We start from the raw sequence: 12,402 nt of genomic DNA on the forward strand, positions 1-12,402 counted from the left end.
GGGTCGTCTGATTCTCTATTGTAGGGACGAGAGCAGAGCTCCCGCTTCACTTCTTCCGCATCGCATCCGCAAGTGCTGCGCCGAACGCGCCCTGCGACTGCGGCTTGTCGCGCCGGTCATTGCCGCGCTCGCGCGGCCGATCGTTGCGGGGGCCGCGGGCGGGGGGCGCGCCGTCGTCTCTCTTCATCGACAGGCCGATGCGCTTGCGTTTTACGTCGACATCGACCACGCGAACCTTCACCACATCGCCGGCCTTGACCACCTCATGCGGGTCCTTGACGAAGCGGTCGGCGAGCTGTGAGACGTGGACGAGCCCGTCCTGATGCACGCCGATATCGATGAAAGCACCGAAGGCGGCGACATTGGTCACGGTGCCTTCCAGCACCATGCCGGGCTTGAGGTCGGAAATCTCGTCAATGCCATCGGCAAAGCTCGCGGTCTTGAACTCCGGGCGCGGGTCGCGGCCGGGCTTTTCGAGCTCCGCCAGAATGTCGCGCACGGTCGGCAGGCCGAAGCGGTCATCGACGAAGGCGCGTGGATCGATGGCCTTCAGTGCGGCGCTGTCGCCCATCAACGCGCGGAGATCCCGCCCGCAGGCGGCGACGATCTTCTTCGCCACGTCATAGGCTTCCGGATGGACGGCGGATGAATCCAGCGGCTCGATGCCATCGCGGATGCGCAGGAAGCCGGCGCTCTGCTCGAAGGCGCGGGGCCCTAGGCGGGCGACCTTCAGCAATTCCTTGCGGCTCTTGAACGCGCCATTGGCATCGCGGTGCAGCACGATCTGCTCGGCAATCGAGGGACCGAGGCCGGACACGCGCGCAAGCAGCGGCGCGGAAGCGGTGTTGAGGTCGACGCCGACGCCGTTGACCGCATCCTCGACCACGGCGTCGAGCGAGCGCGACAGCTTCATCTGGTCGACATCGTGCTGGTACTGGCCAACGCCGATCGATTTCGGCTCGATCTTGACGAGTTCGGCCAGCGGATCCTGCAGGCGGCGGGCGATGGAAACCGCGCCGCGCAGCGAGACGTCGAGGTCCGGAAATTCCTTCGCCGCCGTCTCGGAAGCCGAATAGACCGAGGCGCCAGCCTCAGACACGATCACCTTCATCGGCTTCGGGTCGGGCACCGCCTTCAGCACGTCGGCGACAAGTTTTTCGGTCTCGCGGCTGGCCGTGCCGTTGCCGATCGCGATTAGCGAGACGTTGTGGCGCGCGATCAGCGCCTTCAGTGCGGCCATGGCGCCCTGAACATCATTGCGCGGCTGGAACGGGTAGATGGTGGCGGTGTCGAGCAGCTTGCCGGTGCCATCGACGGCGGCGACCTTGACGCCGGTGCGGATGCCCGGATCGAGGCCGAGCGTGACGCGGGAGCCGGCGGGGGCGGCCAGCAGCAGGTCCTTCAGATTGCGGGCGAACACGTTGATCGCCTCGTCCTCGGCGCGCTCGCGCATTTCCCGCATCAGGTCGAGCGAGAGCGAGGTGGAGAGCTTCACCCGCCAGCACCAGCCGGCGACCTGCATCAGGAAGGCGTTGGCCTTGCCTTCTCCGTCAATGTCGAAGAAGCGCGCAATCATTTGCTGGGCGGGCTTGACCGGGGAGGGGTTGTCGCGGTCGGCCTCGATCGCGACCGACAGCACTTCCTCGTTGAAGCCGCGCAGCATGGCGAGAACCCGATGGCCGGGCGCGGTCGCGAATTTCTCGGCGTGTTCGAAATAGTCGGAGAATTTCTGGCCGGCCTCTTCCTTGCCGGGCACCACGGTGGCGTAAAGCATCGCGTTGTCGCGCATATATTGCCTGAGCCTGCCGACGAGTTCGGCATTCTCCGCAAACTCCTCCGACAGGATATCGCGCACGCCGTCGAGGGCTGCGCGGATGTCGGCGACCTTGTCGTTGACATAGGCCTCGGCGAGTTTTTCCGGGTCCGAGCTGCGGTCGCCGAAGATCGCGTCGGCCAGCGGCTGGAGCCCGTTCTCGCGGGCGATCATCGCGCGGGTACGGCGCTTCGGCTTGTAGGGGAGGTAGAGGTCTTCCAGTTCGGATTTGGTGGTCACAGCAGCGATCTTGCCGGAAAGCTCATCCGTCATCTTGCCCTGGCTGGTGATCGATTCGACGATGGTGGCGCGCCGGGCCTCCAGTTCGCGCAGATAGGTGATGCGCTCGGCGAGCGTGCGCAACTGGCCGTCATCCAGCCCGCCGGTCGCCTCCTTGCGGTAACGCGCGACGAAGGGCACGGTCGCGCCCTCATCCAGAAGCTTCAGAGCGGCATCCACCTGTTCCGGGCGGGCCTTGATTTCCTCTGCGACGATGCGGGCGATTTTTTCTGCGGCCATCAATCTCGTTCCATCTTTCACGGAGACGCGAATTTAGGCGTTCATCGCGCCGAAACAATGGCTTTGGCGCGGGCGCTTGCGGCCTTCCACAATATTGCCCCGGATGTTAACGCGCCCCGGCCTTGACCTTTGCCGCCGGCCTGCTTACCCAAACGCAGCAGGTGACAAACGGAGCGGACCCATGAATGTCCTTCTGATCGGTTCGGGCGGGCGCGAGCATGCGCTGGCCTGGAAACTCGCGCAATCCCCCGAAATCGGCGAATTCTATGCCGCTCCCGGCAACCCGGGCATTGCCGCCCATGCGGTCTGTGTGGCGCTCGATGTCACCGACCATGCGGCCGTGGTCGCGTTCTGCCGCGAGAAGGCGATCGACCTCGTGGTCGTCGGTCCCGAGGCCCCGCTGGTCGCCGGGCTCGCGGATGATCTGCAGGCCGCAGGGCTGAAGGTGTTCGGCCCCACCAAAGCGGCGGCGCAGCTTGAGGGCTCCAAGGGCTTCACCAAGGATCTGTGCGCCCGCTACAATATCCCGACCGGCGCCTATCAGCGGTTCGACAATGCCGAGGCCGCGAAGGCCTATGTGCTGGAGATCGGCGCGCCGATCGTGATCAAGGCAGATGGCCTTGCCGCCGGCAAGGGCGTTACCGTCGCCCGCACCAATGACGAGGCGCTTGCCGCGATCGACGACTGCTTCTCCGGCACGTTCGGGGCGGCCGGCGCGGAAGTGGTGGTCGAGGAATTTCTGGTGGGCGAGGAAGCGAGCTTCTTCTGCCTGTCCGATGGAAAACACGCCCTGCCGCTCGCCACCGCCCAGGATCACAAGGCCGTGGGCGATGGCGACACCGGGCCGAATACCGGCGGCATGGGCGCCTATTCGCCGGCGCCCGTGATGGATGCCGCGATGATCGAGCGCACGATGAAGGAGATCATCGAGCCGACGATCCGGGGCATGGCGGAGATGGGCCACCCGTTCCAGGGCGTGCTTTACGCCGGCCTGATGATCACCGAAAAGGGGCCCGAGCTGATCGAATACAATGCCCGTTTCGGCGATCCGGAATGCCAGGTGATGATGATGCGGCTGAAAAGCGATCTGCTGCCGATCCTCGTTGCCTGCGCCGAGGGCAGGCTCGATTCGGTTGGCGCCGACTGGAGCGAGCAGACGGCGCTGACAGTGGTGATGGCGGCCAGGGGCTATCCCGGGGCCTACAAGAAGGGCAGCGAGATCAAGGCGCTGCCCGCCGATGGCGCAACCGCGCGGACCTTCCATGCCGGCACGGCGATCAAGGATGGCAAGCTCGTCGCCAATGGCGGCCGGGTGCTGAACGTCACCGCGCTCGGACCCAACGTCACCGAGGCCCAGACCCGCGCCTATGAGCTGATCGAGAGCATCGACTGGCCCGAAGGCTTCTGCCGCCGCGATATCGGCTGGCGCGCTGTTGCCCGCGAAGAGGGCTGAGCGGAAAACCGCAGGCAAATACCCGAAAACGATCGGTGGAAAAGGCCCGGCTGCGACACGACCCGGCGATGGTTAAAGAGGCTTTAACCCATCGCTGTTAGCCTCGGCTGCGAATCTGCCGGGAGACGCCTTGTTTCCGGGCGGAGCGTTCGGTTGAAGGTATGAGGGTATTTGTCATGGCTGCACGGGCAGAGCGGTTTGAAGACAGAAGCGGCGGCGAGTTCTCGCTTATCGGATTTGTCCGCCGCTATGTGGCAGCGCTTTTCGGCTTCGCGCTGTTCGTGGCGCTCTGCCTTGCGATCGCGGCGATGGCGACGTGGAATGTCGATGATCCGAGCAAACTCCACGCCACCGGCCGCCTGCCGACCAATATTCTCGGCTATCCCGGCGCCGATTTCGCCGACATCGTGATGCAGGCCTTCGGGCTCGCCAGCGTGTTCGCGCTCTTGCCGGTGCTTTCCTGGTCGCTCGCGATGATGGCGGGAAAGCGGATCTATCGCAAACCCTCGCGCTTCTTCGCCTGGATCGGCGCTGCGATTGTCACCGCCGCGGTGCTCGGCTGCGTGCCGCCGCCGCCGACATGGCCGCTGCCAAACGGTCTCGGCGGGGTTTCCGGAGATCTGATCCTGCGTTTCCCGGCGCTGTTTATCGGGCAATATCCTTCGGGGCTGGCCGCGATGATCGTGGGCGGCATTTTCGCGCTGCCGGCGCTGTTCCTGCAGCTCTACGCCGCCGGGCTGATCATTCGCCAGCCGAAGGTCGTTCCCGAAAAGCCGGCCGCAAAACGCCATTCGAGCGATCCCGGTGCGCCGACCGTTTCCGATCTGTCGGAGGAGCGCGAAGGCTGGTTCTCGCTTGCGCCGCTGATCGGCTATGCCGCCCATACCTGGTACATTTCGCGCGCCCGCTTCAACAAGATCTTCGGCCGCCGGCGTGACGAGGACGAGGATTTCGACGCGCCCTATGATTTCAACGAGGACAGTTTCGACCGGTTGGACGATGACGAGCCGGCCTATCCGTCATCATGGCGGCGCAGCGGTGAGCCAAGTCTTGTCGATCCCGACCGTCCGCGCGAGACGGGCTACCGCCCTGCCGACCCGCCGCCCTTCGACTATGACGGGCAGATGGGCGACGATTTCGACGATGATGACGATCTGCCCGAGGGCGTGCTGAGCGCCGATTTCGGCTCGTCCGAGCCGCGCGTTACGCGCCAGACGCCGCGCGCGCCGGTGGTGGCAGCGCCCGCGCCGCCGCCCAAGCCGGTGAGCGCGGAAACCGTGCGCCGGCCTTCCCACGGGTCGATTTCCCCGCGCGGTTTCGAACTGCCGTCCGCAGCCCTCTTGGCCGAGCCCAAGGGCCTTGCCCGCGACAAGGCGCTGTCGAAAGAGGTGCTGGAGGACAATGCCCGCACGCTGGAAAAGGTGCTCGACGATTTCGGGGTGAAAGGCGAGATCATCCATGTCCGCCCCGGCCCGGTGGTCACGCTTTACGAACTGGAGCCGGCGCCCGGCATCAAGTCCTCGCGCGTCATCGGCCTTGCAGACGATATCGCCCGCTCGATGGCGGCGATCTCGGCGCGTGTGGCCGTCATTCCCGGCCGCAACGCGATCGGCATCGAACTGCCCAATCCGCACCGCGAGACGGTATTCCTGCGTGAGATCATCGCCAGCCAGGATTTCCAGAACTCCAAGGCCAAGCTCGCCATGGCGCTCGGCAAGACGATCGGGGGCGAATCGGTCACGGTCGACCTTGCCAAGATGCCGCATCTCTTGATCGCCGGCACCACCGGTTCCGGTAAGTCGGTCGCGGTCAACACCATGATCCTGTCGCTGCTCTACCGGCTCTCGCCCGAGCAGTGCCGCCTGATCATGATCGATCCGAAAATGCTCGAACTCTCCGTCTATGACGGCATTCCGCATTTGCTGTCGCCGGTCGTCACCGATCCCAAAAAGGCGGTCGTCGCGCTGAAATGGACCGTGCGCGAGATGGAAGAGCGCTACAAGAACATGGCCAAACTCGGCGTGCGCAATATCGATGGCTTCAACAGCCGCGTGGCGCAGGCGGCCGAAAAGGGCGAGACGCTGTCGCGCACCGTGCAGACCGGCTTCGACCGCGAGACCGGCGAGGCGATCTACGAGACCGAGGAATTCGATCTCGAGCCGATGCCCTATATCGTCGTGATCATCGACGAGATGGCCGACCTGATGATGGTCGCCGGCAAGGATATCGAGGGCGCGGTCCAGCGTCTGGCGCAGATGGCGCGCGCGGCGGGCATCCACGTGATCATGGCCACCCAGCGCCCGTCGGTCGACGTCATCACCGGCACGATCAAGGCGAACTTCCCGACCCGCATCTCGTTCCAGGTGACCTCCAAGATCGACAGCCGCACAATCCTCGGCGAGCAGGGGGCCGAACAGCTTCTCGGCCAGGGCGACATGCTGCACATGGCCGGCGGCGGGCGCATCCAGCGCGTCCACGGCCCGTTCGTCTCGGACCCCGAGGTCGAGGATATCGTCGCCTATCTGAAGACCCAGGGCACGCCGGAATATCTCGACGCGATCACCGCCGACGAGGATGAGGACGGCGATGGCGGCTATGACGGCGACGGCGGCAGCGCCGGCAACATGGCGAAGTCGGATGATCCCTATGATCAGGCCGTGGCGATCGTGCTGCGCGACGGTAAGGCGTCGACCTCCTACGTCCAGCGCCGCCTTGGCATCGGCTATAACCGCGCCGCGAGCCTGATCGAGCGTATGGAGCAGGAAGGCGTGATCGGCCCGGCCAACCATGCCGGCAAACGCGAGATTCTGGTGCCGACGGAGCAGGACATCATTGAAGGCCCGCGCTGACGCCCCATCTTTGCCGGCAGAAACATTCAGGCCGAGCCGCCCCGAAAACGCCTCTTTGGCGGCGCAACCGGGCCGCAATCAGTTTTCAGGATCGGATATATGAGCAAGTCTAAAAACACTTCGTCCCTGGTTCGTCGTCAGTTTCTCGGCGGTGTCGTTGGCGGTGCGGCGCTGCTGATCGGCCTGCCGGCATTCGCGCAGGCCCTGCCGTCGGGAAGCAATGTGCCGACGCCGACCAAGCGCGACGGCTCCGTGCAGGTGGCGCAGGCAACATCCGCTTCGTCCGGCGTAGCGGCCCAGCGGGTCGCCGACCACTTTTCATCCGTCAAGTCGATGACCGGCGAGTTCATGCAGTTCGGCCCGCGCGGCGAGCAGTCCGGCGGCAAGTTCTATCTGGAACGCCCCGGCAAGCTGCGCTTCGACTATGACCCGCCCTCGACGCTGAAGGTGATCGCGGACGGTCGCAACGTCGCCGTCGGCAATGGCGATCTCGACACCTGGGATTTCTATCCGCTGTCGCGCACGCCGCTGTCGCTGCTGCTTGCCGACCAGATCGACCTCCAGCATCGCATGGTGCGCGATGTGCGCGAGCAGAACGGGCTGACGGTGATCGTGCTCGGCGACAAGTCGATCTTCGGCGATCAGGTGATCACGATGATGTTCGACAGCAAGACCTTCGACCTGCGCCAGTGGACCATTACGGATGCCCAGGGCAAGGACACCACGGTGATCCTTTCCAATGTGCGCACCGGGGTGAAGTTCGCACGCTCGGTGTTCCGCATTCCCTACGACCAGATCATGGCAAGCCCCGGCAGCAACAACTGACGGGTCAAGGGGAGGGCGCCCTTCCGGTCGCCCGGCGAATCGCCTAATGCTGATGCCCCGTTCAGCAAGGAAGGCGATTGCCGGTGGAATTGAGACTTACGACCTGGAACATCAATTCGGTGCGCCTGCGCCTGCCGATCGTCGAACGCTTTCTGAAGGACTATCAGCCCGATATTCTCTGCCTTCAGGAAATCAAATGCCTGAACGACCAGTTCCCCTACAAGCCGCTGCGCGAACTCGGCTACGAGCATATCGAGGTGCACGGCCAGAAGGGCTATCACGGGGTCGCGATCGTCTCCCGCATTCCGCTCGGCGAGGGGTTCTCGACGGACTACTGCGCCATGGGCGATACCCGCCATATCTGCGCCGTGTTTGATGCCGGCGGCAGGAAGATCAGGCTGCATAATTTCTATGTGCCGGCCGGCGGCGACGAGCCCGATCCCGAGATCAATCCGAAATTCCGCCACAAGCTCGATTTCCTCGAAGAGATGAAGGTGCTGAAGGCCGATCAGGGCGATGGCATCGGCTCGATCCTGGTCGGCGATCTCAATATCGCGCCGATGGAAAACGATGTCTGGTCGCACAAGCAGCTTCTGAAGGTCGTCAGCCATACGCCGGTCGAGACTGAGGGCATGAAGGACCTGATCGCCAAGGGCGGCTGGGTGGACCTGATGCGCCACGTCACGCCGGAAGACGAGAAGCTCTACACCTGGTGGAGCTATCGCGCCAAGGACTGGCAGGCCGCCAATCGCGGCCGCCGCCTCGACCATATCTGGACCTCACCCGACCTCGTCCCGGCTTTCCAGCGCTTCGATATCCTGACGGAAGCGCGCGGCTGGGAAAAGCCGTCCGACCACGTGCCGGTAACGGCGTATTTCAACCTAGGTATATCCTAGCGAGACTAATTAAGCGTTGACATTTCTAATAAAACTAGTATAAAATCCTATAGAGGGATGTATAATTGCACCGTATCAGGGCTATGCCGGCGAAGCCGGCATAGCCCTGATACGGTGCGCTTTTTACTTGATTTTTTTAGAAAATTACAGAAATTTTTAAGATTTGAATTAAATTCAAATGAATTTATGTCGATTTTTTTGTCTTTTTCTCTATTAATAGTTTTTTGTCTCGTTTCATTTTTTGTTTTCATATTATTTTTATTCATAATGCATAACCTTAATGACTTGATTATTGGGTGCGTTTCTGGATTCATTGTAGCATTTATTATGACTTTATTCAAGTGAATACTGTGCCTACTCAAGGGTTTATTACCTTGTGGAAGGCGGCAGCTCCCTCACTGCGCCCATCAGCAATATGCCGAGCACAGTGGCGTTGAGGATGTGCCAGAGGAAGTGGGTGCCGATCCCCGCCGTCGCCATGCAGGTGGACTGGTCGAGACTGCGGAATGTCAGCGACATGATGAAGATCGCGGTGGCGCCGGCGAAATAGCGCCAGACCGGATGATCGCGCCATGCCGCAATCACTGAAGCGACCGCCATGGCGATGAGGGCAGGGGCGTATTGCAGCGAGCCGTTGAGCGGCGCCTCACCGCCGCGCGAGAGAAGACCGACCAGATAGACGACGAGCGCAAAGCCCATGATGGTCGCGATCATGTAGCCGATGATATCGAAGGTCTTGCCGTCGGCCACCCGGACGAACAGCAGCAGGATGTAGAGAAAGAAGAACAGCCAGATCGGGATCACGTCGAGCGCCGCCGACAATGGCGTGGCGAGCGTGTGGAACAGGAACGACCCGACGCCGATCACCCCGACCAGCGCGATGACTGTCAGTTCCAGCGGGCTCCGCGCGGGTCTGCGCCAGGCGGCGGGCCAGGCAATGAGGGCCGCGATGATGAAGGCCAGGTTGGTGAGCGCGTTCAGCGGCTCGGCCCAGAAGCCGGCGGCAGTACGTTCGCAATAGATGTCGATATAGGGGACGGGGTCCATCGTTTTCACCGGATCGTTGTGCCTGAACGTCCCGGATGGTTTCCCTTATTTGCGCCCTCATGCAAGGGGCAGCGGGCATTTTTTGGCGCAGACCGTTCTCAAGGTCCTTACTGACTTTCCTTCATGCCGGCCTTGAACGGACATGACGGATGAAGCGGAAGAATAGCGGCCTGAGTGCTTGAGCCCAACGATCCGGACAAGAAGAAAGGCCGGAAGCGATGATCCGTCCCGGCCTTTTCCTTCGGCGGAATTCCGTTTACCGCAGAAACGCATCCATCCGCGCCAGAAGATTGTCGCGGCCGCGTTCCGGGCGGTCGAGCAGGACGTAATGGGTTGTGTTTTTTTCGGCCCACACATCGACCGCTTCGGCATGTTCCAGATCGGTGACCAGCGCTTCGAGATCGGCCGGGGTGCAGAGCGTGTCGAATTCCGGCTTCACGATCATGACCTTGCAATAGATCTGGCTGGCGTGGAACAGCTTCTGGGCATTGCAGCCCATCCGGTAGAGGTCTTCCAGCATGCCGTTGGGGCTACGGTAGCTCGGCGGGTCGCGGTCCATCGCGGTCGGGTCGCCGTCGATCAGCGCCTGCCGGAACGCCTCGAACATCGCCGGGTCGCGCCAGGCGTCTTTGTCCTCGATCGGGATCTGCTCGTTCCAGTGCTTGTCCAGAACCTCGAGCGAATTGAAGGTGTAGTTGCCGAAGCGCTTCTGGTTGAAATGACCCGGATTTTCCGGGTCGTCCCAGATCGAGCCGATCTGGAAACTCGGCTGGTCGCCGGCGCCTCCATAGATCACGGTATAGAGCACGATATGGCTGATTTTTTCCGGCCAGAGCGCGGCATACATGCCGCAGCAGGTGCCGCCCACGCCCCAGCCGAACAGACCGACTTCGTCGCGCCCGGTCGCAGTCCTGAGATGGTCGACCGCGGCATCGACATCGCGAGTGATCTCGATGGTGCGGACCAGCGGATCGGCGCCGGGAACCGGCGGCTCGTCCATGGCGGTCGGGCGCTGGGAACGGCCGAAACCGCGGGCATCGAGGATATAGACCACATGGCCCTTGGCCGCGAGATCAGCAGCGAGCGAGCCGTGCTCCACCGCGAGGTCGAACTCGGAAAGGCCCGGTATCCGCGTGCCATGCAGCAGGATCATGGGAACGCGGTCGGTCTTGTCCGAGCGGACCTCGCGGATCGCGACCGAATAGCCGTCGACCGTTTTGACGTGGAAATCCTTTCGCACGACATCTGACATATTGCTTGTTCCTTGTTGCGACGGGTCGCGGCCTATCTCGGGCCGGAAATGGTCTGGGCGGCGTCGATCTTGAGGGTGATGCCGGTGATCGACCGAGCATCTTCGGAGGCGAGAAAGACCGCGCCGTCGGCGATCTCTTCGGCCTGCACCAGCCGGTTGAACGGCGACAACGCCTTGCGGCGCTCAAGCGCGGCCTCGTCGGCGATGCTCGCGACGCCTGGCGTCGGCACCGTTCCGGGCGCCAGCGCGTTGACGCGGATGCCGAGCGGCGCGAGTTCGATCGCCTGCTGCCGGGTGAAGGCGTCGATCGCGCCCTTGATGGAGGTGTAGACGGCGGCGCGGGGGATGGCGATCGAAACCGCGATCGATGACAGCGTGATGATCGATCCGCCGCCGGATTTCGCGATATGCGGCGTTGCGGCCGCCACCGCCCAGAACGTGCCCTTGATGCCGATATCGAGCATCCTGTCGACCACGTCCTCGGGCATGTCCACCAGCGGCGCGTAATTGAAATAGACCGCGTTGGGCACCAGAATATGCAAGCCGCCATCAGCAGCGTAGCCGTCGATTGCCTCGAATACCGCCTTGCGGTCGGAGACATCGACGACGACGGGCGTGGCGTTTGGGATTTCGCGCGCGGCGGCCTCTGCGGTCTCGGGATCGATATCGGCAATCGCGACTTCGGCGCCGGCCGCGGCAAGGCCGCTCGCGATTGCCTTGCCGATGCCGCGGCCGGCCCCCGTTACAAATGCCCGTTTGCCTTCCAGCCGTTTCATCCTCTGCGCCTCCTGCCAAGTGCTGTCTCTTTGCCGGTAAAATCATCATTTCCGGGGTGCTGCGGTCGACCGGTTCCTGGCCGTGTTTCATAGTGTGAAACCCGGCGAATCCCGGGTGTCTCGAGGATTATGTGCGGCTCTAGTTTCTCGCTGAGGAAACGAGAGGGACAGACCGGACCATGGCAGCGGAACAAACCGGCTTTGCGGCGCGGTTGCGGGGAGGCGAGCCGCTTTTCGGCACATTCGTCAAGACGCCGACATTTCACGCCACCGAAATTCTCGGCTCGATTGGCTATGATTTCATTGTCATCGATGAAGAACATGCGCCGATCAATCGCGAGTCGATCGAGGCAATGATTCTCGCCGCACGGGCGCGCGGCGTTGCCGCGCTGGTGCGGGTCGGCGAACCGACGGATTTCAATCTGATGGCGCAACTCGACGCAGGGGCGGCAGGGGTCTTCATACCGCATGTCAATTCGGTGGAGAAGGCAGAGCGGGTTGCCGCGGCCTGCCGCTACAGGGGCGGCCGGCGCGGCTTTTCGCGCACCGGAAGGGCCGGGGACTATGGCGCGGTCGCAACCGGCCGGCACCTCGCCGAGCAGGATGCCATTACGCTCTGCATCCCGATGATCGAGGACCCGGAAGCGATCGACGTGATCGATGCCATCGCCGGCGTGGACGGGATCGCCGCCCTGTTTGTGGGGCGCGGCGATCTTTCGGTTGCCATGGGCGAGGCGAGCCAGACCTCGCCGGCCGTTCAAGCCGCCTCGGAAAAAGTGATCGCGGCGGGCCGCAAGGCGGGGAAGCCGGTTCTGATGCTAGCCACCGGCGAAGACGATCAGGCCGCATTGATGCGGCTCGGCGTCACCGCCTTCCTGACAGGCTCGGACCAGGCGTTTCTCCGCCGCGCCGCTGCCCAGGCGCTTTCCGCCTGTCGCGCCGTTGACCAGACAATCAAAGCATAGAGGATCA

9 protein-coding genes are annotated in these 12,402 nt (G+C 63.2%); 5 read left to right on the plus strand and 4 right to left on the minus strand.

Features of this window, described 5'->3' with window-relative positions:
• Positions 1-46: 46 nt before the first annotated feature.
• Complete coding sequence (locus tag V6767_RS15330) at positions 47-2,332, minus strand: Tex family protein (protein WP_448474278.1); 2,286 nt, start codon at positions 2,330-2,332, stop codon at positions 47-49.
• Positions 2,333-2,513: 181 nt separating this feature from the next.
• On the opposite strand from V6767_RS15330, the gene purD reads away from it, so the two are divergent.
• From purD to xth, 4 genes are all read left to right on the plus strand, one after another.
• A complete protein-coding gene (purD, locus tag V6767_RS15335; RefSeq protein WP_448474279.1) occupies positions 2,514-3,785 on the plus strand; it encodes a phosphoribosylamine--glycine ligase in 1,272 nt (423 codons plus the stop codon).
• A 176-nt stretch (positions 3,786-3,961) separates the two neighbouring features.
• Positions 3,962-6,634, plus strand: a complete 2,673-nt coding sequence (locus V6767_RS15340) for a DNA translocase FtsK 4TM domain-containing protein (protein ID WP_448474280.1) — start codon at positions 3,962-3,964, stop codon at positions 6,632-6,634.
• Positions 6,635-6,733: 99 nt separating this feature from the next.
• Positions 6,734-7,459: an outer membrane lipoprotein carrier protein LolA gene (locus tag V6767_RS15345; protein WP_448474281.1), complete on the plus strand. Its 726-nt coding sequence runs from the start codon at positions 6,734-6,736 to the stop codon at positions 7,457-7,459.
• A gap of 83 nt (positions 7,460-7,542) precedes the next feature.
• Positions 7,543-8,355: an exodeoxyribonuclease III gene (gene xth / locus V6767_RS15350; protein ID WP_448463121.1), complete on the plus strand. Its 813-nt coding sequence runs from the start codon at positions 7,543-7,545 to the stop codon at positions 8,353-8,355.
• A gap of 369 nt (positions 8,356-8,724) precedes the next feature.
• On the opposite strand, the gene V6767_RS15355 is transcribed toward xth, so the two are convergent.
• The 3 genes from V6767_RS15355 to V6767_RS15365 all read right to left on the minus strand — a co-directional run bounded on the left by V6767_RS15355 (position 8,725) and on the right by V6767_RS15365 (position 11,430).
• Positions 8,725-9,402 (minus strand): ceramidase domain-containing protein, encoded by a 678-nt coding sequence (locus tag V6767_RS15355; protein WP_448474282.1) that lies wholly within the window; start codon positions 9,400-9,402, stop codon positions 8,725-8,727.
• Positions 9,403-9,658: 256 nt separating this feature from the next.
• Positions 9,659-10,654 carry an alpha/beta hydrolase gene (locus V6767_RS15360; RefSeq protein ID WP_448474283.1) on the minus strand — a complete coding sequence of 332 codons (996 nt, stop codon included), beginning with the start codon at positions 10,652-10,654 and terminating at the stop codon, positions 9,659-9,661.
• A gap of 32 nt (positions 10,655-10,686) precedes the next feature.
• Positions 10,687-11,430 (minus strand): SDR family NAD(P)-dependent oxidoreductase, encoded by a 744-nt coding sequence (locus V6767_RS15365; protein ID WP_448474284.1) that lies wholly within the window; start codon positions 11,428-11,430, stop codon positions 10,687-10,689.
• A 179-nt stretch (positions 11,431-11,609) separates the two neighbouring features.
• On the opposite strand from V6767_RS15365, the gene V6767_RS15370 reads away from it, so the two are divergent.
• Positions 11,610-12,395, plus strand: a complete 786-nt coding sequence (locus tag V6767_RS15370; RefSeq protein ID WP_448474285.1) for an HpcH/HpaI aldolase family protein — start codon at positions 11,610-11,612, stop codon at positions 12,393-12,395.
• Positions 12,396-12,402: the final 7 nt, after the last annotated feature.

The organism is Martelella sp. FLE1502, from assembly GCF_053484255.1.